Below are 24,256 nucleotides of genomic sequence, written 5' to 3' on the forward strand. Positions count from 1 at the left end.
GTAGAAAAGCGAAAGCGTCCGCATTTAAAGGTTTGTTCCAACCTCCAGATCATTTCAATTCAAGTGAACAAATCTTTAACAGCGGTTGGAGCCCACACCCATTTCCTTCCCCAAGCACCCAAGTCACGAACACGCTCCTCAAAGGACGCCACAAGGCCGTCTATCTCATTTAAATTCAATAATAAAAGGCAACGGATTAGAATCAATACTTTCCTGAGCGGCAGGAGCCGGAGCAGCTCTGCTAAAAAGCTTCCTGCCAGATAACAAAATCTTCTTATTATCCGGACTCCATTGTATTTGAAATGGAATCAGGCCTTTGTAGATCGACTTTTCATTAATTATCGTATTCCCTTGTAATTTGGCCACAAAAATTTCTTCCTGATTTTTGGAATAAGCGATATATTTACGATCCATGGAAAGCTGAAAAATACCAATACGCTGCTCCAATAAAGTTGTTACTGTAGCATTTCGCCGGTCAAACAATTGTAAAGAGCCTGCTGAATTGACGAACAGAATTTGATCATTAAAGATATAATCAAATGTACCATCATCTATGTTTAGAGGATGCTCAGATTCGCTGATGAATTCACTTCCCACTAACTTTCCACAAACGAGAGTATCCTGTCCTTCCACTGTTTTAATCCAAAGCGCGCTTTCCCCATCATCCGAAATTTTAACGCCAAAACCCGCTTCTCTTATTCGCCAGTCTGGAATCAAATATTTTTTTGTAGTCTTATGCACCCTATCATACATATAAAGGCTTCCTTCTGTTCCTCTCTTGCCCCCTATCCCAAAAGAAACAAATTGGCTATTGCTCGACCATTGGATAGGATCGTTAAATGAAAGTCCTTCCTCATTCCCTTCGATGACAACTTCTTTATTAGTGGCAAGATCGAACAGCATTAATTTTTTTCCTGCATCCTCATTTTTAAAAAAGGCAGTATACTTGCCATCTGGAGACAGCTGGACGCCCTCCACGTTTCCAGTTAATTTCGCTGCTATTTGGCGGGAATTGAATGTATAATCTACTCGTTCAAAGCTGCGCTCCAGCTCTTCACCATAAACACCAAGTAATTGGTTCTTATCGATCCACCCAAGGATATCTCGATTCATAACTCCTGTGTCAGATAGGGTATATATTTTACTCACAGTAAAATCTTCATTAACCTTCTCAGGCTCACTGCTCGCTTCCGTGTCAGGGATAATCACCGTTTTGGATTTCAGCTCTTTGGTGCAGCCAGACATTAAGAGACTAAGAACTATGATGGCCAACATCAACCGGGATGTCAACAGGGATGTCATCCCGAATGTCCTACCGGTACAACGGGTCCAACGAATCATAACTGTCCCCCTCTGATCTGAAATATGGCAGTTGAATGCACACATCCGACTGTTGATTCGCACTCACAATCTGAATCGTTCCCCGATGATCGTCGACGATTGCCTTGCATATACTAAGCCCCAAGCCACGGCTCCCCTCTTCTTGAGGCCTCCTGTCATCAGCCTGGTAGAACGGCTCAAATATTCGCTCCATATCTTTCCGGGAGATTTCCTCCCCTTCATTACTGATCGTAAATTGCACGGCATCTGAAACATGCTCCGCCTTTACTGTAATCGTAGAATGCGCCACCCCATATTTGATTGCATTATCAATGATATTGATAAATAGCTGTCTCAGCTTAGGCGCACTGCCAAGGACTGATAGCTCCTCCTGCGCCTTACATTGAATAGTCTTTGTGTATCTAGCGGCTTTAATGGTCATTCCCTCGCATACATCCAATACAATTTGACCTACATCTATGGCTTCAAATGTTTCCTGCCCCGACGTTTCCATGGAAACCTCTAATAACTTCAACACCATTTCATGAAGTCGTCTACTCTCATCGATTATATGGTTCATGCCCTTGTCGAAAAAAAACGCATCGCTCCATCCATTTTCCTTAATCGTTTCCGCATAGCCCAAAATAGTAGTCAGCGGCGTTTTTAATTCGTGGGTAACATTGTCAAAAAATTGCTTACGGTGCTGATTCAGTTCTTCAAGACGATCCCTGTCCTTTTCGATCCGGTGGATTTGGACTTTGATTTTCTCAATCATTTTGCTGAAATTATGAGCCAGCTTTCCGATTTCATCTTTTCTTTTCAAGCTAAATCCGACGTTGAGATTTCCATTTGCAACCTCCGTCGAAGCTTTCGAAAGGTTTACGATAGGAATCGTTATGTTTCTCGATAAAATATAAGAAAATAAAAACGCCGCGGCAAAGATCGCGATCGTAACATAATAAATGAAATTTAAAATCTGCTTGCTTTGCTCGTGCAGCAAAGAGAAATCCTTGGCAAATCGTAATATCCCTACTGCTTCGCCTTCAATAACGACTGGATACGAATAATAAACTTCCGCCAGGCTGTTCACATAAGAAATCATATAAGCTGTCTTTCCATTCAAGGCATGCTCCAGGTCCTCACGGATGACTTCGCTAAACTTGGAGGCATTAGTCTGGTACAACAAATCTCCCTTTATGGTATAAGCACTAATTTCGCTCGAAGTGACAAGACGCAATTCATCTGCCATGTCTTTAGCCGTTTGCTGGAAGTAAATTTCATCATTATTAAAATGATTGATCATAAAAGTTTGCTTCACATATACATTGCTGTTTTTCTTCATACCGATCAAGTCCTGCGTAATGATTTTCTCATTGCTGGTATCAATAATACGCACAACGAAATGGTTTAACAATAACAGTGATATGGAAAAAATAATAAATAGCCCCAATAAAAATTTGACCTTTATAGTTAGGAACATTCCTAGTCCACCTGTTTTTCGAATTTATAGCCTACCCCAAAAACGGTAATAATTACATCATTAGCTTCCAACTTTTTGCGTAATCGTTGGATATGAATATCTACCGTTCGAGTATCGCCAAAATAGTCGTATCCCCAAACAAAATCCAGTAATTCGCTTCTGGAAAAAATTTTTCCTCTATAGCTGTACAAGGTGATCAAAAGATCGTATTCTTTCGGAGTAAGCTCTATAATTTGATTATTTTTCTTAACGATTCTTTCACTTGTGGTAATTTCGATATTTTTAAAGCGAAGTGTAAGATCAGCAGGTTTAGCTGCTGAATGATTGGCATGCACTCTGCGAAGAACAGTACGGATTCTGGCAATAACCTCCCGCAAATCAAAGGGTTTGGTAATATAATCATCCGCGCCGAATTCCAAACCGACAATTTTGTCCGTAATATCCGATTTGGCGGTGATCATAATAATCGGGATATTGTGGATGGCCGTTACTTGCTTGCACACCTCAATCCCGCTTAAATCCGGGAGCATCCAATCCAGCAAAAGCAAATCCGGCTTGAAGGTATGGACTGCATTCACACCATTAGTTCCATTAAGGGCAATCATCGTCTGAAATCCCTCTTTATTCAATCTATAGGCAAGCAGATCTGCGATCGCTTTCTCGTCTTCGATGATTAGAATCTTGGTCTTCTCCAAATGATTCACCCCGCTTTATCACATGTTAACATATCCGATAAACAAGTTGCTATAGCCGTACCCTCTCGCCTTCCTGCAAGGGCTCACTGCTCTCTATAATGACTTCCTGCATATTAAAAATCCCCTCCTGCACGGCTGATTGATTTTCATTAGCATCTACGACCTTAATATAGGACTTCCCCACATAAAAGCCATTGCCAAGCGTTCCCTTTCGCTCCTCAACCACATACACGTATTTGCCAGTTTGATCCTCATGTATAGCTGCGTTGGAAATAAGCAGGGTATTCTTTTCAGTGGGAACTGTTATTCGCAGATGGATGCTTCCGATTTCTCCACCTTTCAAGCTTTCATCCTGCAATTGAATATGGATGCTTTTGGCAGGCAAGCTGCTTTCCTTATTATTCATTGACAAGGATTCATCTGATTGAGTAGGTTCGATTTCAGTTATCTCGCCTTCTACTATCTTTGTTTGCTTCTCATCCTTTTCTTTCTTTTCCTTCACCTCTACTTCAATCGTATCTCCGATATTTAACAGGGAAGCGTTATTGGCATCCAGTGTCACCGATAGGCCAAAGCCTCTACTCGTATTAGAGAGAAATAATGTAGGGGAAGGAACACCTTCTGTTGCATTGACTTTTGTGACGATCCCAGCATAAGGAGCAAGCATTTGCCGATTATTGGCCAGTTCCACTTGCAGGGCTTGTATGCTGCGTTCTTGAGCTTCGATCCCCAGCTTGTACTTGTCCACCTCGCGCTTTGCAGCCTTGATAAGCGAAGCATCTCCATTCCTGCTCGCTTCCACGTAGCTATCAAAAAATCCTTCGAGTTGCAATTTTTGCTGTTTAAGGGCTGTTTGCTCATTTAAAATTTGCAGCTCTGGTGCTTTGCTGTCAAAGGTGATCAGAGCTTGTCCCTTGACCACGCTATCGCCATTTTTCACGTTCAGAGTCGCGACTTTCCAAGCAGTATCGCTTCTTAGCTCTACTGCTTCCAGGGGACTGAGAATTCCGCTCCCTTCAATAGTATGGCTAAGACTGCCTTGAACAGCTTGTTGAGTCAGCACTTTTGGCAAAGTGAGGGATAACAAGGTATTACTAAAAAATGTGCATATAAACAAAACTCCAAAGAAAAGTCCGGCAATGATTTTGATTGTCTGCTTTTTTCCAGCCTCAGCTCGTTTGTTGATACCCGATTCCACTGCTAAACCTCCCTAATCTCTTTATTCCTCTATCCCTTGATGCCTGTCGACTGGATTCCTTTGATAAAATACGATTCTGCGTAGAGAAATAACAGGACAATCGGGCTCATATACAGTAAAGATGATGCGAATCCAAGCCCGCGTTCATCCTTAAGAATAAAAGCGAGATAGAGCGATAACGGATACTTGAGTGGATCCTCGAGAAAAATGAGGGGCTGCTCCACCATATTCCAATAATCAACAAACAATAAAACAATCAATGCAGCCACCCCAGGCTTCACAAGAGGGAGGACTATACGGATGAAAATTGTGAAATGTCCTGCCCCATCTATTCTCGCAGCTTCTATTAACGGACCGGGTACATGTAAAAAAAATTGCCGCAGCAGAAATACACCATAAGTAGCAAAGATTCCAGGTAAAATAATCGCGGACACATGATTCAAAATGCCCAGTTTATCAGCAATCATATAATTCGGCACAAGCGTAACTTGAAACGGCATCAGCATGGCAATGACATAGACCAGAAAATGGGTATCCCTCCCTGGGAAACGAAGCATGGAAAATGCATATGCAGCAAGTGCCGCTACTACAAGCTGGCCCGCAATGATGGGAGTCACCAGCAGTACAGAATTCCAGAACAGGAATAAAAACTTGGGAGATTGGATCAAAATCTTGTCAAATTGGGCAAATGACACCCAGTCGGGTATGAGCTTCAAATTAACAAATCCGGCTTGCTGCCCCAGCTCCGTAATTTTGCCGATTAAATGGTAGTTTAAATCAATCTCTCGTTCTGTCATGAACGAATTAGTAAAAGTAATTACAATAGGAAACAGCATGACCAAAGCAAGCAAGAACAATACCAAGGTTAATGCCGATTTACGAAATAAAGCTGCCACTATGCATCAACCTCTTCCCTGATGTTCATTCCATAAAGTTACGGAACCGCCGTTCCATCCCATAGAGCGCCAATACAATAATAATAATGCTTCCGACCATTAAGCTTGCAGCAGCAGTCAGCTTTTGAATATCAAGTGAAACAAACATATTGTTCATATAATGCTGAAGCATATAAATGCTGTCATACGGATAATCGCCTGCAATGAGGTACGTTTCGCGGAACACCTTGAACGAATTAATAATTGACATCAGAACAACAAAAAACATCGTGGGCATTAAATAAATGAGTGTAATTCTCCGCAATTTAGTGATAGGTCCCGCTCCTTCCAGATTTGCAATTTCATAATAGCTCTCTGGAATATTTTGAATGCCTGCTAAAAATAAAATGATATTATATCCGATGTTTTTCCAAATATAAATAACCGCAACTACAACAATCGCCCCATCTGATTTCATCCAATCCACCCGCTGCATCCCTAAGCTATGCGTCCAGGAATTGATCGTTCCGTTCCAGTCAAACAAGGCCTGCCAAATAAAAACGACAGAGGCTACGGGCACGACAAGCGGCAAAATATAGGCCGTTCTCAGCCATTTGCGCATAAAGACACTCTGATTTAGAAGCAGTGCAAGCAACAAAGAGATGCCCAGCATAAGCGGCACACTAACGAGTGTAAAGAGAGCTGTATTTGAGGCAGCCTTCCGAAATGAGGAGCTTTCAAGCAGCACTTGATAATTGTCCAAGCCTACGAAATTTCCAGCGATTGTACTATCCAAAAAGGAATATATAAAACCCATTACAAACGGAACTGCATAAAAAAGTGCAAATCCCCCCACACTCGGAGCCAGAAACAAAAGTGCTACTACAGTCTCCTTTTTTATTAAAACGGGAATTCTCATGCACTCACCTCTATATCTCTCTGTATCAATATACCCTAGTTATAATAGTTTAAAGATGTAAATAAAACTTCTCTAACTTGTAAACAAAATGTATCTAATGGATGGAGTCAAACAGTAGAAGCCAACTGGAACAGCGAAGATGTTACGACCCGCTTCAAGCTTTTGCGTGCACTCCCCGACATGCTGCAGCATAAAACCTCCTCACCCCTCCATCACACCCTCCATCTTCTCGTCCATGAACGAAGCGGATAGCGGGGTAAGCTAACCAACCGGGGTTCCCTCCCTTAGGGGCGCAAATAATAAAGAAAGCCGGTACCAGAAGGTACCAGCTTTCTTTATTATTTGGCCTAGGAGGATCGAACCCTGACCTGATTAATTTTAATAGAATGGGAATAGTTTACTTACGTTTTCATCCTTCAACCAAAGTCCTCCCCAAGTAAACACAGCTAAATAAACCGGAAACAAAATGTGACTAAAAAGCGCGTTATCCATCCGAACATGTGTAGCAATCACTCCCCCGAAGTAACCGGTCAACAAAATTGCTCCTAAAATGGAAGTGCACGGAATGGCATAAAGAACGATTGATATTCGTGCAGTCCACAGCCTACTTTTGGTTTAGCTACAATCGCATGAGCACCAAGCACAAACAGACAGCCAACAAGGTTTTTTCTCTTGGTTGGAGGAGATCTCCTGGTGGGCTCAGGCGCTGTGGATGAAGAGCGGCCCACCCAGGGCACACAACCGAGTGAATCTGCTACTTTAACGATGTTTTTCATCGTTAAATCCCTGTTTTCCACCCTGAGTGGGCCATCCGACCTCTTTTGACGATGAAAATCATCATTAACGTGCTGACTGACCTGGAAACACTTGCTTTAACGATGAAAAACATCGTTAAGTGAAGCACATGCTCATTTCGACGGAAGGAGGGCTTCCTCTAGACGCTACTATCACTAAGTTCATAAGAAAAACGCCTTGCGAGGTCCTTTGGGGTGCATGTTAGTGACTTGGATGTGTTGCAAAGGGTAGGGATGTGGGCTCCAGCCGCTGTTCGTTTCGGACTTTTTGATTTGTAGACCTATTTAAATATAGGCCGATTTTTGACTTTGGATCAAGGGAAAGCATTTCTGGAGTGCCTTCAGTAATTAGCTTTCCTCCTTCACTACCTCCATGGGGGCCCATTTCAATAATCCAGTCACACCAGGATAATATTGCTGTATCATGCTCAGTAATAATCACTGTATTTCCTTGCTCAGTAAGCTCATCTAGTAGTAGGATTAGTTTCTCAATATCTGGAAAGCTTAACCCGGAGGTTGGCTCGTCAAGAACATACAGCGTATTTTTCTTCTGAACTTTGCCCAGCTCTTTAGCTAGCTTGATTCGCTGCGCTTCTCCACCGCTCAAAGTTGGAGCTGGCTGTCCGAGGGAGATATACCCCAATCCTACTTTGATTAAGGTTTGGAGCATGAGAGAGATAGCCTTTAATTCGCTGAATAGCTCTAGTGCCTCCTCAACACTCATTAATAATACATCATGAATGCTCTTTCCTTTGAAGGTAACCTGCAAAACCTCCTCTTGATACCTAGTCCCCTTACATGAAAGACAAGGCCGTTTGATCAATCCGAGAGGCCCCATATCCACGACTTCCACCCCATCTCCCTTACAAGAGGGGCAAGCTCCCTGATCTGTGTTAAAGGAAAAGTTACTGGAGGTATAACCTCGATTAACCGACTCTTGCTGCTCAGCAAAAATATTCCGAATTTTATCCCAGATTCCTACATAAGTAATCGGCATAGACATTTTGGAGCGCCCGATCGGTTCTTGGGTTACTACAACGCATTTCTCTAACGATTGCCAGCCCTCCAAGGTGCCAATTTCATGCAGATTGGATGTTGGTTTGTCGAGTAGTTCGTCTGTTTCTACGAAGTCTTCTTGTTCCGTGTCAAAATAATGTCTAAGCAAGGGAACTAGAGTGTCTGAGATCAGTGTGCTTTTTCCGCTTCCGGAAACACCAGCCACCCCCACCATAACACCTAGCGGAATTGCGGCAGTCACGTCTTTTAAGTTATGTAGGTTTGCATTACGGATAAGCAGCTTTGGATTATGTTCAGTGATGTTACGTCTTTGCTCCACTTTTTTGTATGGCAGAATTTTTTTCCCTGACAGATATGGACTTATACCTGATGTCTCAGAAAGCAGATAGGAATCTATGGCTCCTTGAAATATCAATTGTCCCCCGTTTTTTCCAGCTGATGGTCCCAACTCTACGATATAATCTGCTTCCAACATGATATTCGCGTCATGTTCTACCACGATCACCGTATTTCCGGAAGTAGTAAGAGATTTCAATTTATGCAATAAAATATGCTTTTCCGATTCATGCAACCCCGCTGTAGGCTCATCAAATACATAAAGCAAGGAATCAAATTGAGACTGAAGATGGAACATCAGATAGAGCCGTTGGAGTTCACCTCCACTTAAGGTAGGTATGCTTCTTAAGACCGTTAAATGAGACAGCCCTACATCAAGAATCAGATATAACTGCTTTGTCAGCCGCTCAGCAATTTTTCTGCCTTGTAGTGTGAGATCCACTTCTTTTTGCAGAACATCCATAAATCTCGAAAGGTCCGTCATCGTCATACTGCAAAGTTCACCTACGTGCTTCCCGCTGATAAAAGTTCTCCGTGCCGTTTCATTCACTCTGTAACCCTGACAATGTTCGCATTCAATACTGGAGCCATACATTTTCTCCAAGTGCTGCCGTTGATTCGGCTTATTTTTAATCCGGTTTCGAATCCAAGTGATAACTCCTGTAAACCCCTCTTGGCCATATAATACTATCTGTTTTAATTCACTGGGTAGTTTCTCGTAGGGGATTCCAACCCAAACAATTACATTCTCTTTCGATAACTTTTGGATTTCCCTTGTTAAAACAGTGCTTATAAGAGCACATATTTTTTCGGTTGTTTTGCTCGGGTCTGGAATAATTTTGCCTATATCAATATCAGTTATAAAGCCGCGTCCATAGCAAGTCTTGCACATGCCAGATTGTAAATTGTAGGCGAAGGCTTCAATGGGGAGGTTGGTTCGCCTCCCATTCGATGCTTTTCCTTCCAGAGCAAATAATAATTTGATGTAATCGAGAATTTTGGTCTTAGTGCCTACCACACTTCGGGGATTGGATTGCAGAATCGTATTCTGCTCGACCGAGATCGCTGGAGGAAGCCCGGAGATATCGTCAAAAGGTTCAAGATCATCCGCGCCTCCACCGCGCAAGTTCAACCCAATAGATTGGAGATATCGCCGTCTCCCTTCCTCATATAAAATATCGAAAGCCAAACTTGATTTCCCTGAACCACTTACTCCGGTAAAAACCACGAACTTCCCTTTTGGAATGGTCACATCAATATTTTTGAGGTGGTGGATACGCGCACCTCGTACTTGGATGTAATTCATTGAATGTCTCCGACTCGCAGGGATATTATGAATTCACGCATTTGTTTCAATGCCAGTAAACCTTTTGTTTCTGCACTTTTGGCTTTTTGAAGAAGTTGTACCGCTTTATCGATGTTTTGCACATCCTTGGGATCTCCGCCTTCTGGAAAAGGAAACAGGTTTGCAAGACCTTGAAGCTCAGCAGTCACCGTTTCATAATGAACAACTGCATCACAGATGCATGTGTTATCATGATCCTTAAATTCTTCCTTTAGTCCACGGAGAAATTGTACAGCAAACTGTCGTAATTCTGAATAAACAGCAATGTTATAGGCATTAAAAAAAGGTACAACTCGCTCCCCTCGATAGGCTTCGATCCATGCATCATAAGCAGCAAGTCCTTTTGTAAGTTCTCCATCACCATGCTTTATGGAATCTGCCGTGTTCCCATGTTCCAATATCATATCCAACATATTGCGTAATGCTGTCAGTCGGTCAATTCCGTTAGGCTCAGATATTGCAATGAGACCAATTTCCGAGGTCTTTCCCTTTCCTAATTGATCATATGTGACAGGAGCTTCTTTCAGTTTGTCCAGTGCATTTAGCTGCTGTTTGTTGTCATCGTACCCGTACACTAATCCGAATTCAGCATGGAATAGATCCCATATGATAGCTGGAATACCTTTATCAATAGATCTGTGAATCGTGTTAAGTACTTCGCCGATGATGGTTGGTTCAACTGGAAGAAAGCTTAATACTTTAAAATCAAAGCCGAGATTGGCCAAAGCTTGCGGGAATTGCTCTTCACCTGCATGAATGAACGGCCCCCCAATATGAATCGTTTCTTTAAAAATGTTTAAACAAAATGCATATCCCGTCAGTGCATTGACTTCCGCAAGTGAAACCTCCTTCTTCCCGGTATACTGAAGCAATCCCCATATACAGTAAGTTACCGATGGTCTGGAGCCCAGAAAGTGGCTATCGCTTACCCGTTCTGTATAAACAGCGGGCCGTTCCAATAATTTTTTTGTCATACATTTTTTCTCCCTCCGCTGGATAAGATGTTCATTAATATAAACTCGAATGCGCTCATGTTGGAGCTTTTGGCGGGTACGGGAAATCGTTTTATAGACACTTGTCGTTGTGATATCGAACATATTTGCAATTTCTTGTGGCGAGAGATGCTTGAAAAAGAAGGCTTCAAATATTCCTCTTTCACGATGGTTTAAGCAGGAGAAGAGTCCGAGTATCGTCTCCAGAGTCTCTTTTCGAACGAGAAGCTCTTCTGGATTGCTGTGAATTTCATATTCCTGCTCCTTGTTTCTTAGCATATAGGTGAGAATGCTCTCCACGTTTTCCCAATCCACCCGATCAGACCGGATAGAGGTCTCAAAACTGGTGAACGGCCGCTCTTTCCCATACGGTCCTCCACGTCTGAGTTTCATCATCGCCTGATTGTGTACAATTGTGCGCAACCATGGAAGAAAGCGAGCGACATCAACTAATGTACCAAGATGCATAAAAGCTTTTATCAGTGCATCCTGCACAATATCATCTGCCATATATGGATCCTGAGTAATGCCTGTAGCCCACGCGTGCGCCTTTGACCGATGTCGACGAACAAGCTCGCCGAAGGCATCGTGATCCCCTTGTTGCGCTCGTTCAATTAACGCGGCTTCCTTCTCTTCCTGATCACCAGTAATGGATGGTCCAATCACAATTTCCTTCACCTTTTGGCTCCTTCACTACTCAGCATTCAGCTATCTAGAGTATAGATGCCATAACGACAATCTTTTTGACATGTATTTAAAAATAGTTCTAGTTATATTTTGGAAATCCTGCCTGCTACGTTAATCTGACTTCGCTTCTGGCCATGAGTGCCGCAAAATGAAAACGAAAAAAAGTCCACGATCTTAATCGCAGACTGTATCTTTTTAATTTACTTATCTAATTTTGGAACAGTAATATCCAATCTATGTAGTTTAGATTCTAAGAAATCAATATGCTTCTTTACCTCAATCCAATTTGAAGCACGATATACAAAGTCATTAGATACGGATAAATTATAAGGCTGGTCATATAAAATAACGGGCTTATTTACAAGAGCAAATTCCTCTGCATAGTGTGGGCCATCATCAATCAAGACATCTACCTTTGAATTCATACACACTTGTAGTTTGTTTTCAATTAGTTCTATATTGTGATAATTAATCTTATGTAATTTAAGCCATTCAATGGTAACCTCACGATAAAGTAAGGGCCTAGCTGTAATAATTGAAATTTGATGCTGATTAAATAGCTGCTGTAATATTTCTACTGCCATAGGTAAAGGTGATGAGTTCCAATGAATGTCATGCCCATATTGACTATATACGACATCCATTTCGGCTTTATCCCATCCATATAAACGGTAAATATAAAAATCATTCACATCGTCGGGTGTTAGCGATAATCCAGATGCTATATTATAATAATGTAAATGGGCTGAAGTGGCGTCAAGAATTGTGTTATCTAAATCTACCCCAATATGCAATGTTTAACAACTCCTAACTTAAATTAGTAGCTTATTGCAAACCCATTATACCATCCAAAGCTGATTGAAACTAGAGTCGAGGTGCTGAAGATGAATGAACCGACATTAAAGAAGGCGATGGATACGCTGGAATTTCTGAGCCAAGATCGTGAAGCTCGCCGTTTGTATGAGGAACGGCAGAAGTTCCTGTACGATGAAGCTTCTATGATTGAATGGGCAACGGAAAAAGGCCTTCAGGAAGGTAGAACTAAAGGACGGGCTGAAGGTCTAGCTCAGGGTTTAGCTGAAGGAGAGCGAAAGAAGGCCCCTGAGATCGCCAAGAATATGCTGGCACTTGGGATCGAGGTTTCAGTCATCGCCAAAGCAAGCGGACTCTCTGAATCAGAAGTTGAGTTATTAAAACCAATTCACTAATTCTCTTGCTTATCCACTGACCACCTTACAGTGAAGTATCAGTAAGAGTTGAACTTAAGTGAATCATCACCTTGTCCTTTTTTAAAAAGGCAAGGTGATTTTTTTTACAAGAAACATCTAAATATATTTGTCTTCTACTACTATTTAGTTACAATTTAGTTTTATTATCTAACCATTCCTGAAATTGAACCGGTGTTCTCACGTTATCGTCCAAAACAGCCATATAAATGTCATAGCTCTTCACTTCTTTTCCGTACTCAGCCCGCGTTGCCCAAATATCTTTGATTCTCAGGATTGATTCCCGCAATTCCGGGGTGAGCCTGTCAGGCATCGTCCTAACATGCATAAGATCGGGTTGTTTTTCCGGTTCGTCTACGAACCAAATATCAAGTTTCCAATCCATACCACTGAGGGCTCTATACTTTAATCCAAGGTATAGCCCGTCAGGATAGGAGGAATCCGTATTCCAGACACCAGAATCATTAAGAAATTTAAGCTCCCGCACACCTTTGCGGACCATTAGTTCAGAAGCGATTTGAACAACAACATCTATGTCGAGCTTGGAACATACTACGGTAATATCCAGATCCCTCCAGACCATCAAACCAAGCGCAGCGCTTCCTACTCGAACCGGATCGCCCGCTGAAGAAAGCAAATCATCGATTTTTAATTCTTCTCCTACCGCTCTGGCTTCGATTTGCAAATCATCTTGTCGTGCCAACAGTTCGTTTTCATCCATTTTTCGCCACTCTCCCACAACAAATAATCACTCCAACTCAGATTAATCAAAAAACGCGACTTGAAGCAAATCCTTTGCCTTCTTCAGATTCCGTGCATCTAACTGTTGAAGCATGGAAAGGATTTCTCTTATAGCAGTTCCCTCTTGAGAAGCGTGCTCGGAAATGCCTGGAGCGGTTTGTGCGTTCTTGGCAGTGTCAGAGTCATCTTCGAAGGATTCCGTTTCAACCCATGATGCCTCTGAAGTGTCTTTCATGCACTGAACAAGAAATTGCATCTGATCAACGTCATACCTGCGCAGGAAATTCCGTACATTTTGTTCAATATGAAGATGCAATTGTTTATGTAATTTATAAATGTGTTGACCGATTGAGGTTAAATGAAACAACACCTCTTTTTTGTTATCAGGTAGAAATTCGGATCGGATTATTTTTTGCTCCACCAGTTTTCGTGTGATTTTCGAAACGCTTCCCCTTGGGATGCCAAACTGTTTTGAAATCGTAATGCCGTTTACTGGCTCTAACTCACCTATGGCATCTATCACATGAAGCGTGATTACAGAAGATTCTCTTAGAAATTCTACAATTCTAGAGTCACTGGTTTTTGTAATCATCCAGCTTCTTTCCTCATCTTCGCCTTCGGCTTGAAACCGTTTTTGCAAATTTGCGACTTGCTGCATCATTTCCTTCAGTAATATTTCTTTCTCTATGTTTTCTGTCTCATTAAATTGTGGGTCCGAAGAACGGGTCATCGAGCATTCCCCCTTTATGCAATCTGAACTCAGTATAACAATTAATCACAACGAAATAAATATTCCCAAAAACAATATTGACAACACGGAAATAAAAACATATTATTGTTTCAATGAATAAATATTGATTCCAAGAATCTATATTTATTCATAATCAAAATAGAGGTGATTGGTTATGAACTGCGTGATCGTCTTTGATCATCCTTACGGAGCTTCTGCTTCTGAAAATATCCCGCAGCGAAGAAGTTACTCTGCAGCACTTTTATCCGCAGTTACACGAGGTCTGGCAGCTAAGGGCCACAGCATTGATCTTATCGACCTGCACACGGATGGATTCAACCCTGTCACATCGGCTTCCGACCTTGCTTTATGGAGGCAAAAACAAACGAATGATCCTCTTGCGGCCAATTATCAGCAGCGGCTTATGGCCGCGGATCACATTATTTTTATATTTCCAATCTGGTGGGAGTCCATGCCCGCGCTTACAAAAGGCTTTATAGATAAGGTATTTGTAAAAGGGGTTCTCTTCGATGAGCCTAAACCTGGACGTCCGTTTGTTAGTTTGCTTCCCAGATTAAAAAGAGTTTCATTATTGACCGTTATGAGCACACCTAATTTCGTATACAAGTGGATATTCGGAAACCCGGTTACAAAAATATTGTTTCGCGGTACTTTTCGTAAAATGGGGATTAATAATCTGAAGTGGTACAACTATACTGGAATGGAAAATCGAAGTTTGGAGAAACGCCAGCAATATATATTGCAAACGGAACGTTTGTTTTCGAATCTATAATTCAGTAACTTTGAGTTCAGGTGTGGTCTAAATCTCAATGCTGTCAAACCTATGAATGTGGCAGGCATTGAGATTTCAGTTATCACTCCAGCGCTTCAGGACTCCATTCCATCTTTGACATTTTGGAGTTCCCCAAGAAGACCCTCAAACCATTCTTTGGCGAAACGGTGCGTTTGAATTCCATAATCAAGCGTCTTTAATTGATATACAAACACCTCCTTGTATGAATCTTGAACCTTGAATTGCTGGTACGCTTCATCCATATGCTGGAGTTCTGCTGCTGCCAATTGAATTTGATTGATGATCCTCTGAATAATTCCTTGTTTTTTTAACTTTCCATCGATCAATCCCAAAAAAAACACCTTCGACAAAGCAGTGGACTCTAATCTACTTGCCGGGAGATCCGCTTCCATCCATTCCATAAAAGCCTCTTTACCCTTGCCGGTAATATAATAAACCTTCTTATTACGCCCCGCATCCACCTCTTCTTCAAATCCAATGTACCCTTGTTGCATTAATTTCTTAAGAGCTGTCTGCAAACTGCCATAACTTGCCCTATAAAACAACGCAATTCCCTGTTGAAAAGCTTTATTCATCTCATAGATGGTTTGACTTTTCAAAATCAGTAAACCGAGTAAGACGTATTCCATCGTTTGTGATCTCCTTTTAGTTATTGACTTTATTCTTGTCCTCACATTACTATTAGGTATATATCTAATAGTAATATAATTCTATACAAAAATCTAATTTATTTATGGAGGATGCTTATGCAAACATTGGGTATTGTCTTAATCATCGTAGTATTGGCTTGCTTAATACTGTTCGCTTTATACCGGCAATCTTCAAAATCAATGAGTGTAGAGCAAGTAAAAGCACATCTTGATACGTATTTAAAGAAATCGCTTAAGAACAGCCGCCAACAAACAGGTCTTCAAGTTCTTGTTGAACATAAAGGGTTCACGTACAGCTTCGCCGGAGGTACTATTTCCGCACTGAACGGTGCTTCGATAGCCCATGATCAGCCCTTTCACACAGCTAGCATTGGAAAAGTTTTTACCTCCCTATTAATCATGAAAATGGCTGAACAAGGAGATCTTTCGATCCACGATCCAATTGCTAAATATTTGTCACCTTCCGAGCTACAGGACCTTTTTGTGTACCAAAAAGTGGATTATGCGAATCAGGTAACTATCAAGCAGCTTCTAGCGCATACTTCAGGTATTGCCGATTATTTTGAAGATCCTGCGATAAATTCACAGCCCTTCATGGAACTTATCATCTCCAAGCCTGATGAATTGTGGACTCCCGATAAATTGATCGATTTTACGAGGCTATATCAAAAACCTGCCGGAATCCCGGGCACACTCTTTCATTACTCAGATACGGGGTACATTTTGTTAGGCCAAATTATTGAACGTGTCACTGGTTCTTCCTTTAGCGATAATCTCCATAGTAAAATATTTGGACCCCTACATATGAACGATTCTTATCTGATGTTTTATTCCGAACCTACAAATACTCCTAAAAAACCAATTCAAGATGTATGGTTAAATGGAGTTGATATAAGCCGTTTTCAAAGCCTAAGCTGCGACTGGGCTGGTGGAGGCATCATCACAACGCCAAAAGATCTTATGATCTTCCTAAAGACATTCAGAAACGGACCATTTCTCAGTACAAATTCGCTGCAGGAAATGGAGAGCTTCGCTCACAAGTTTCGAACAGGCATTTATTATGGTCTTGGATGGATGGAGATTCATTTTGAGGAATTCTTTTTTATGCTGAAAGGCCTGCCACGCTTAAAAGGGCATATCGGAATTGTTGCCACTCATATGCTTTGCGATCCTGAAACAGATACATATATCGTCATGAATTTCGGTTCTAATACCTCCATGGTTAGAAGTTTTAAAGCATTAATTCAAATTGTCAGTACTTTAAAAAAAATGCCTTAATCAATACTCCATATATAAGTCTTCACATGCATATATGAAAGGCCCCTGACACTGAAGCTAGGGACCTTCCATTATTTCTTCACAGGTTCAGATGCCGAAGCTTTTCCGGGTTTCGCAAAATGTACATAGTAGAGATGCGTCCATCTTTGATTTGGAAGCTGATCACCGCGTTATAACGATCCCCTGGACTGCTGGTGATCAGACCAGGGGCCCCATTAACAATTGCAGGACGAACCTGGGTTTGTTCGTCCATTTTTGAAGCGAGTCCTAGCACGAATGCCGCGACTCGCTGCGCCGTTCGAATCGGACGTGTCGCAGCATGCACTTTGCCTCCACCGTCGGTGTAAACCGTAATATCTTCGGTCAGCAAAGAGACAAGAGCGTACATGTTTCCCGTAGAAGCCGCATGAAGAAAACGATGAACGAGCTCTTCAGACTGCCCTTCATCATTCGGCGAAGGATCAGGTTCAGCTTGAATTTTGCGCTTCAAGCGGCTGTACATTTTGCGGCAGCCAAGCTCCGTCTTGCCGATCGTATCCGCGATTTCGCGATAATTGTAATCAAAAGCTTCGCGGAGTATGAAGACTGCCCGCTCTATGGGCGAAAGCCTGTCGAGCAGGACGAGAAAAGCATATGAGATCGTGTCCTCCAGCATAATCGTCTGCAGAGGATCTTGACTGGGTTCGCGTGAATCATACTGAACAAGAGGTTCAGGCAGCCATGGACCCACGTATACCTCCCTTTTCCGGCGGGCGGATTTGAGGAAATCAATACAGCGGTTAGTGACAATTTTGCACAGGTAGGCTTTCTGGTTGAGAATACTGCCGCCTTCTGCACTCACCTCCCATTTCCGGGCTATGACAAACACATCCTGCACCAGGTCTTCGGCATCAGACACAGATCCGAGCATCCGGTATGCGATGGATAGAAGCAGCGGCCTATAGCTCATATAAGCAGAATCAAGTTCCATCCGCGTCCCCTTTCTTCCTTTCATTCTTTGTCTTCTATTATACTTAACGCGGCGCTTTTAGCGCTAGCCAGCGATGCATTAAGCAGCATCCCCTCTGCCCCCACCCAGTCTCCCGCGACGAACAATCCTGCCCTTCCTTTGACGGCGGGGCCGGGCCTCCCCGAATACCCGCCTCTTTCGGCAGAGACGACATCATGGGAGACAAGCATATGCGGTAGAAAGCGGCGCTTAATCACATATTGACGCCAGAGCGGTTGAATCAGATCAAGAAAACGTTCCAGCTCGTGTTCGTCCTGCAGGGCATCCGATTCAACTCCTGGACGCAAATATTTCATGACATGGACGACCGAATGCTTCGGGTTATCGGAGAACTTCGCGACGGCCGAGTGGTTGGAGAAATACCATGGATAATCGGCTCCAATCGCAAAAATCGTTTTGGGCCGCGGCATTCCATCCACAACCAAATCCAGGCAGGCCGCCCGAACAGGAACGATCTTCTCGAACATCGCGGCTTCCGCCGGCAGCAATGCTGGATCGAGGAGCGCCAGGGTTTCTCTGGGTCCGATAGTAGAAAGGACGCGGTGCGTCTCCAGCATCGTTCCGTCTTTCAGGCTGACCCTCATTTCCGGCTCGCTTCCCGCAATACTCCGGACTGCAGAACTGCACTCGATTGTTACACCTGCAGCCAGCGCTTGTTCTTTCAATTGATCCACAAGAACACACCAGCCTCCATCCACATACAGCACTTGCCCATCCTGAAGCTGCGCAATCGCCGCACCAGCACTAAGCATATCCGGAGCGTGGCAATATGTGGCTGTGCGTACGAGTGCAAGCACAGCATTGCGAGCGCGTGGACTGGGTAGGCGGGTCTCCAAATATTGCTGCAGACTGATACTCTGTAAGGCTGCAGGGTCGGCTTTACGCATCTGGGTATAGAATCTAATCAACTGGGTTTTCTCGGACCAACTAAGGAATGATCCCAGCAAAATTTGAAGCAAAGGAAGGGCGGCATCTCCACCTTTGCTTGTTTTGTAAACAACCAGAGCGTTAGGTTTCGGCATAGCTCCCTTCGGTGTAACGCCAACTTCCTGCAAAATCCCGCACGCACTCTTATAGAGCGCATGCGGACCAAGATTAACCCGCGCGCCGCCCATGTCCGTCGATGCAGCTCTGCCGCCGGTCTGAACCGCTTTTTCAAGCAGCATCACCTTTCGTCCAGCCCTCGCCAAATAAACAGAAGCCGTCAACCCTGCAATTCCGGCTCCAATGATCACAACATCCCATTTTATCTCGTTGTTATTCATCATGCTGCACACTTCCTTTATTGTTTGTATGCTAACAAGACGATTTAGGGATAAGATTCGTGACCGTATTTGAGATTTCCAATTCACCTAGCACATGCGCATCCTATGCTGGCTTTTTGTAAGCTCGGAGCTTATGCTCCATATTTTTTCAGCAATATGAATATCGGTGGTCAAACACACACTTTATTTGACCCTCCATCCGTCGGAATCATGCTGCAAGCTCCACAAATTTGCATAGAGTCCCTCCTTTGCGCACAAATCGCTGTGTGTGCCAGCTTCAATGAGTCGTCCCTGTTCAAGTACCAAGATTTTATCCGCATTTTGAATCGTCTTCAAACGATGCGCAATGATCATCACCGTTTTTCTTGCGACCAGTTCATTGATAGCCTGCTGCACAGCGGCTTCATTTTCCGGATCGAGTGATGCAGTCGCTTCATCGAGCAGTACAATCGACGCGTCCTTCAACAGGGCGCGGGCAATTGAAATTCTTTGTTTCTCACCTCCGGAGAGTGTTGATCCCCCCTCCCCTACCGGAGTATCATAACCTTGCGGCAATTGGGAGATAAATTCGTGGCAGCAAGCGCGCTTGGCCGCCGCTTCAATTTCCTCTTGTGTCGCATCCATTTTGCCGATCCGAATGTTGTTGCCAATCGTGTCCTGGAATAAATAAACATCTTGGAACACCATGGATATATGTTTTAAAAGGTTCTCCGGATCGGCATGCTTAATGGATTGCTCCCCAATCTTGATCGAGCCCTGTTGGACATCCCAGAATCGGGCAATCAAGCGCGTTACCGTGCTCTTGCCGCTGCCTGATGGTCCGACTAAAGCAGTGATGGTATTCGGCTCAATCGTAAAGGACAGGTCCTTAAGGACGGGCGCATTGGCATCATAACCAAATGTAACCAGGTCAAAAACAATCTGCCCATGAGGATCGATGCTTCCGGTTCCATCCATCGTCTCTTCACGCTGAACGTCCATAATGCGCTGCGCGCTATAAGCCGAATACCGCATTTCGCCATAGCTCATCAACACCACGGTCAACGGCTCGAAAACACGGCTTCCCACCAGCAAAAATAAGAGAAACACAGGAAGCGAAAGCGTACCGCCAACAAGCAGATAACTCCCGGTGAAAATCATAATTGTCATCCCGGAGCGTGTCAGCAGCATTGCTCCCATAATTAGTGGCCCCATGACACCTTCCAAACGGATGGAGGCTCGCATCAGCCGATCAAAGGAAAGGCGTAATCGCTCAAATCGTTTACCTCCCATATTATGGGCTTTGATCTCGCGGATGCCGGCCAAATATTCCTGCAGCCGACTGGCGGCCTCGTTCTTGGCTCTGACATGATTTTCGCTTAAACGTGCCTGGAGCGCGTCCGTCAGCCAAAGCAGAAGTACGCCGAACGGAACGGCGACGAACATGGCGAGTGCCATTTTCCAGTCCAGAAAGACAAGCCCAACCAGAGCTAGCAGCGGCAGCATAATCGCGCTAATGAGCTGAGGCACGTTGTGCGAAATCGTGTGCTCGACTTGCCCGTAGTCACTTAATAATAAGTTGGTCATATCCCCCGGGTCACGTTTGCCGAAATAGCCTAGCGAGAGATGACGCAGGTGTTCGGCAAGTTTCAACCGTCCAGATGCTGCCAGGCTGTAGGCCGCTTTGTAGGATTTGTCGTAAAGCCAGGCGTACGCCGCATAGGACACAATCAGCCAGACAAACAAAATAGCACATACTGCCCACAATCGTTCGGTGTTCAAGCCCGTCTCCGGTTCGGCAAAGGATCGGTAAATCGTATTAAAAATGTCGACCAAAAGCGCTGCAGGGATGACCTTGGCGATCCCGTCCAATAGGGCTGCAAAAGCGGAAGGCCATAAACTTTTCGTATTTCCTCCCGAAATGTTATAGAAGTATCGATTCATCCCCTTTGACCTCCTTTGAAGCATTAGATTGATGATCTGCTCCCAGTTTCCAGACAGCTGCGCTTATATGAGCTTGCCACATTTGCTCGTATAACCCCTTTAAACCCCGCAGGTCTTCATGTGTTCCCCGCTCGACAATTTCTCCTTGTTTAACAACCAGAATTTGTTCCGCAGCACGTATGGTGGACAGACGGTGGGCTATGATGAGAACGGTTTTTCCTTTTACGAGCTCAACCAGGCCCTGCTGGATCTTCTTCTCATTCTCGGCATCTGCATAGGCAGTTGCTTCATCTAACACCAGAATGGGCGCATTTCTCAAGAGCGCCCGGGCAATCGCGATCCGCTGTGCTTCTCCGCCGGATAAATAGGTGCCGCCTTCTCCGATTTTTGTATCGTAACCGTGCGCCAACTTTTCAATGAATTCATGACAACAAGCCGTCTTAGCGGATGCAATAACATCCTCATTAGAAGCAGTCGTATTCCCCATCCTGATATTCGCTTCGATCGTATCGTAGAAGAGATGAACATCCTGAAACACGAAGGAAACCGTATCCATCAGCTTTTCCGTCCCCATATCGCGAATCGGAACGCCGCCTATCGTGATAGTTCCCTCCTGTACATCCCAGAAACGCAGCAGCAGATTGGCAATGGTCGATTTCCCGCCGCCTGATGGTCCGACTAACGCGGTCATCTCACCCGCATTGGCGACAAAATGAATATCCTTCAACACCGGTTTAAAATCCTTGCTCTCTTCATTTTCATAAGCAAAGGAAACATGTTGAAAAGCGATATCATACGCGGTAGGAACTTGAGATAATTCCGGTTCTTTTACAATCGCTTCTGCGAAAATGGCTTCAATCCGCTTGTTGCCTTCTACAATTTCTCTCAATCCACTTCCCACGTACATGAGCTTCAATAACGGCACCGATAAGCTTGGAGTAATGATCAGAAACAAAATAAGTGTAATTGCAAACGATTGGTTTTCAGAATGACCGCTTGCTAATAAAATGCCGATAGGCACAACGAAAGTAAACAAAGAGCTTACAAGAACGAAAAAAAGACTGTAAGGTGTTTTGCATAAATCTGTTATTTTCAATGAAATGTCGCGATAGTTGGCAACGGCTTGTTTAAACGTTAAAAAGGAATCTGCCTTAATACCGAATATTTTCACTGCCGGCATGCCCCTGACATATTCGACCCCGGTTGCATTCATTTCCTCCACAGCGTATTGAAACTCGCGATACGCCTTTTGTCCACTCTCGCTTCCAAACAAACAAGTCTGCAGCCAAAAGCCGAGGCCAATCGGAAGGAGCAGAACCAGAGCAAGGCGCCAATCCAACCAAAATAAATAACCCAATAGCAGAATCGGTATCATCACTGCACTAACGATATCAGGCAATTGATGAGCAATGAATTTCTCAATTTTTTCAACACTGACCTCGATTATTTTTTTCATTTCGCCTGTAGCTGTTTTTGTATGATAACCCATTGGCACTTTGGCAACATGGTCAACCAATCTCACACGAAGCTGATAGAGGATGTTAAACGCGGCGATATGCGAACACATCCCACCGATATACAGAGCAACCAAGGCCCCAATCCAAGCCATAAAAGCAATTGCGCCCCAATACAGAATAATTTCCTTGTCTATACTTCCTGGACTTTGGGCATGGTTCAACAATTCCTCAACTATCTTATACACCGCGACAAAAGGAACGATTTGAAATAAGCTGGAAAAAATCGAAAAGATGCTTGCGACCGTCAATAACCCTTTCTTCTCGGCAGCAATACGCAACAGGCCTGACATTTCGGATTTGGAACTCATCTGCACCCCACCCCATTCATAAACTTATACTGAAAAAACGAAATCGTCCCTGCCTGATAATCAGACAAGGACAATTGGAGCAAGCTACCCGGCAAAAGCGGATTTTTTTATTCGACGCTTTTATGGTTTTCTTGAATTAACGTTCCGATTCGGTCCAGCATCTCCATACGCCCCATCGCTGTGAATGAATAATTGTAATTGTCAACATTTGTGATTTTATAAATATTTCCATTTCTCACAGCTTTAAGATTGCTCCAAACTTTACTGTCGTTCATTGTGTTTTCGCTGTTCTCCATCAAAATCAGATGATCAGGATCTATGGAGGCTAAGGATTCAAGAGTTATCTCCAGCCCTCCCCAGCTTTCAGGTTCTGGAATTCCAGGTGTACGCTTTAGTCCCAGATCCTGATAAATAAGTTCAGCGGTTCCGGAAGAGGAGTAGATGACAAGATTTTTAGGATAGGTTTCGATTACAGCAAAAGTTTCGTTCTTAAGAACAGACTCTAATTTCTTCTTCCATTCCTCTACTTTTTTCTCATAATCTGCTAACCACTTATCCTTCTTTTCTTCTTCCCCAAAAAGGTTCGATAAAAATGAAAAGCGGTTTCTCCATTCATAATAGGGATATGGCACGATGACTGTTGGGGCAATTTTGGTAAGCTGCTCGTACAGATCCTCATTAAATAAAGTCCCCAGAATTATCAAGTCCGGTTTAGTGGATGCGACTAGTTCCAGGCTTATCGGTTCGGCGTACCAGCCTAGATTGACTGTATCAGCGCTTAAAATATCCTTAATTGTTGGAGAGAACACAGTCTTATTGCCAAAATCCACATTTCCTGAGGCAATCGGTGTTATTCCAAGTAACAGAAGCTCCTCCGTTGATCCTGATAGATCGGCGATGCGCTTAGGATGGATCGGAATTTTCACCTTTTCACCATTGGAATTTTCAACTTCTTTAAGTTTTTGCTGATCTTCCCCGCCACTGGCCGGATTTCCACATGCTGTTAAAATCATAATAAAGCATAGGAATACAAATACGGTTGCACGTTTCATTGTCTCTCCCTTTCAGTTTTAGATAACGATGATAATCATTATCATTGTTTTTGCTATCCCAGACAGTATCTCACTCCGCTTATTG

General features: G+C 43.4%; 21 protein-coding genes and 1 pseudogene. 3 read left to right on the top strand and 19 right to left on the bottom strand.

The genetic code is table 11. The annotated features are described in order from the left end of the window. Positions 1–165: 165 nt before the first annotated feature. From J2Z66_RS04680 to J2Z66_RS04730, 11 genes are all read right to left on the bottom strand, one after another. The gene (locus tag J2Z66_RS04680) at positions 166–1,341 is read right to left on the bottom strand and encodes a hypothetical protein (protein ID WP_209970189.1); all 1,176 of its coding nucleotides are present in this window, start codon (positions 1,339–1,341) and stop codon (positions 166–168) included. Beyond that, positions 1,313–2,800, bottom strand: a complete 1,488-nt coding sequence (locus J2Z66_RS04685; protein WP_209970190.1) for a sensor histidine kinase — start codon at positions 2,798–2,800, stop codon at positions 1,313–1,315. Before J2Z66_RS04685 ends, J2Z66_RS04680 begins: the two co-directional genes overlap by 29 nt. 2 nt (positions 2,801–2,802) lie before the next feature. Beyond that, the gene (locus tag J2Z66_RS04690; protein WP_209970191.1) at positions 2,803–3,495 is read right to left on the bottom strand and encodes a response regulator; all 693 of its coding nucleotides are present in this window, start codon (positions 3,493–3,495) and stop codon (positions 2,803–2,805) included. A 49-nt stretch (positions 3,496–3,544) separates the two neighbouring features. Beyond that, complete coding sequence (locus J2Z66_RS04695) at positions 3,545–4,693, bottom strand: efflux RND transporter periplasmic adaptor subunit (protein WP_209970192.1); 1,149 nt, start codon at positions 4,691–4,693, stop codon at positions 3,545–3,547. Positions 4,694–4,722: 29 nt separating this feature from the next. Beyond that, positions 4,723–5,529, bottom strand: coding sequence for a carbohydrate ABC transporter permease (locus J2Z66_RS04700; RefSeq protein ID WP_209970329.1), 807 nt, complete (start codon positions 5,527–5,529; stop codon positions 4,723–4,725). Positions 5,530–5,614: 85 nt separating this feature from the next. Next, positions 5,615–6,487, bottom strand: a complete 873-nt coding sequence (locus J2Z66_RS04705) for a carbohydrate ABC transporter permease (RefSeq protein WP_209970193.1) — start codon at positions 6,485–6,487, stop codon at positions 5,615–5,617. A gap of 378 nt (positions 6,488–6,865) precedes the next feature. Then, entirely contained in the window at positions 6,866–7,024 is a 159-nt protein-coding gene (locus J2Z66_RS04710) for a hypothetical protein (RefSeq protein WP_312894377.1), read from the bottom strand. An 8-nt stretch (positions 7,025–7,032) separates the two neighbouring features. Then, entirely contained in the window at positions 7,033–7,263 is a 231-nt protein-coding gene (locus J2Z66_RS04715; protein ID WP_209970194.1) for a hypothetical protein, read from the bottom strand. Positions 7,264–7,483: 220 nt separating this feature from the next. After that, positions 7,484–9,940 (bottom strand): excinuclease ABC subunit UvrA, encoded by a 2,457-nt coding sequence (locus J2Z66_RS04720; RefSeq protein ID WP_209970195.1) that lies wholly within the window; start codon positions 9,938–9,940, stop codon positions 7,484–7,486. Further along, entirely contained in the window at positions 9,937–11,649 is a 1,713-nt protein-coding gene (locus J2Z66_RS04725; protein WP_209970196.1) for an RNA polymerase sigma factor, read from the bottom strand. Before J2Z66_RS04725 ends, J2Z66_RS04720 begins: the two co-directional genes overlap by 4 nt. 209 nt (positions 11,650–11,858) lie before the next feature. Next, a complete protein-coding gene (locus J2Z66_RS04730) occupies positions 11,859–12,452 on the bottom strand; it encodes a 5' nucleotidase, NT5C type (RefSeq protein WP_209970197.1) in 594 nt (197 codons plus the stop codon). Between the two features lie 78 nt (positions 12,453–12,530). Here J2Z66_RS04730 and J2Z66_RS04735 point away from each other — a divergent pair. Then, a pseudogene (locus J2Z66_RS04735) lies at positions 12,531–12,866 on the top strand (Rpn family recombination-promoting nuclease/putative transposase); the annotation flags it as partial. A gap of 148 nt (positions 12,867–13,014) precedes the next feature. On the opposite strand, the gene J2Z66_RS04740 reads toward J2Z66_RS04735, so the two are convergent. Beyond that, positions 13,015–13,605, bottom strand: coding sequence for a hypothetical protein (locus tag J2Z66_RS04740; protein ID WP_209970199.1), 591 nt, complete (start codon positions 13,603–13,605; stop codon positions 13,015–13,017). A 42-nt stretch (positions 13,606–13,647) separates the two neighbouring features. Then, the gene (locus tag J2Z66_RS04745; RefSeq protein WP_209970200.1) at positions 13,648–14,355 is read right to left on the bottom strand and encodes a helix-turn-helix domain-containing protein; all 708 of its coding nucleotides are present in this window, start codon (positions 14,353–14,355) and stop codon (positions 13,648–13,650) included. Positions 14,356–14,530: 175 nt separating this feature from the next. Between J2Z66_RS04745 and J2Z66_RS04750 the strand changes: the two genes are divergently transcribed. Further along, positions 14,531–15,148, top strand: a complete 618-nt coding sequence (locus J2Z66_RS04750; protein WP_209970201.1) for an NAD(P)H-dependent oxidoreductase — start codon at positions 14,531–14,533, stop codon at positions 15,146–15,148. A gap of 95 nt (positions 15,149–15,243) precedes the next feature. Here the strand turns inward: J2Z66_RS04750 and J2Z66_RS04755 are convergent, their stop codons facing one another. Further along, the gene (locus tag J2Z66_RS04755) at positions 15,244–15,798 is read right to left on the bottom strand and encodes a PadR family transcriptional regulator (RefSeq protein ID WP_209970202.1); all 555 of its coding nucleotides are present in this window, start codon (positions 15,796–15,798) and stop codon (positions 15,244–15,246) included. A gap of 117 nt (positions 15,799–15,915) precedes the next feature. Here J2Z66_RS04755 and J2Z66_RS04760 point away from each other — a divergent pair, with 117 nt between their 5' ends. Further along, positions 15,916–17,097: a serine hydrolase domain-containing protein gene (locus J2Z66_RS04760; RefSeq protein WP_209970203.1), complete on the top strand. Its 1,182-nt coding sequence runs from the start codon at positions 15,916–15,918 to the stop codon at positions 17,095–17,097. A gap of 79 nt (positions 17,098–17,176) precedes the next feature. Here J2Z66_RS04760 and J2Z66_RS04765 read toward each other — a convergent pair whose 3' ends face one another. The 5 genes from J2Z66_RS04765 to J2Z66_RS04785 form a co-directional block, all read right to left on the bottom strand. Continuing rightward, positions 17,177–18,067 carry an RNA polymerase sigma-70 factor gene (locus J2Z66_RS04765; protein WP_209970204.1) on the bottom strand — a complete coding sequence of 297 codons (891 nt, stop codon included), beginning with the start codon at positions 18,065–18,067 and terminating at the stop codon, positions 17,177–17,179. Positions 18,068–18,087: 20 nt separating this feature from the next. Next, positions 18,088–19,374: a phytoene desaturase family protein gene (locus J2Z66_RS04770; RefSeq protein WP_209970205.1), complete on the bottom strand. Its 1,287-nt coding sequence runs from the start codon at positions 19,372–19,374 to the stop codon at positions 18,088–18,090. 180 nt (positions 19,375–19,554) lie between these two features. Beyond that, on the bottom strand, positions 19,555–21,294 hold the full coding sequence (locus J2Z66_RS04775; RefSeq protein ID WP_209970206.1) for an ABC transporter ATP-binding protein: 1,740 nt from the start codon (positions 21,292–21,294) through the stop codon (positions 19,555–19,557). Beyond that, entirely contained in the window at positions 21,275–23,119 is a 1,845-nt protein-coding gene (locus tag J2Z66_RS04780; protein ID WP_209970207.1) for an ABC transporter ATP-binding protein, read from the bottom strand. Before J2Z66_RS04780 ends, J2Z66_RS04775 begins: the two co-directional genes overlap by 20 nt. A 107-nt stretch (positions 23,120–23,226) precedes the next feature. After that, the gene (locus tag J2Z66_RS04785; protein WP_245375262.1) at positions 23,227–24,171 is read right to left on the bottom strand and encodes an ABC transporter substrate-binding protein; all 945 of its coding nucleotides are present in this window, start codon (positions 24,169–24,171) and stop codon (positions 23,227–23,229) included. Positions 24,172–24,256: the final 85 nt, after the last annotated feature.

Origin of the sequence: Paenibacillus eucommiae (assembly GCF_017874215.1) — a bacterium.
Classification (GTDB): domain Bacteria; phylum Bacillota; class Bacilli; order Paenibacillales; family NBRC-103111; genus Paenibacillus_AI; species Paenibacillus_AI eucommiae.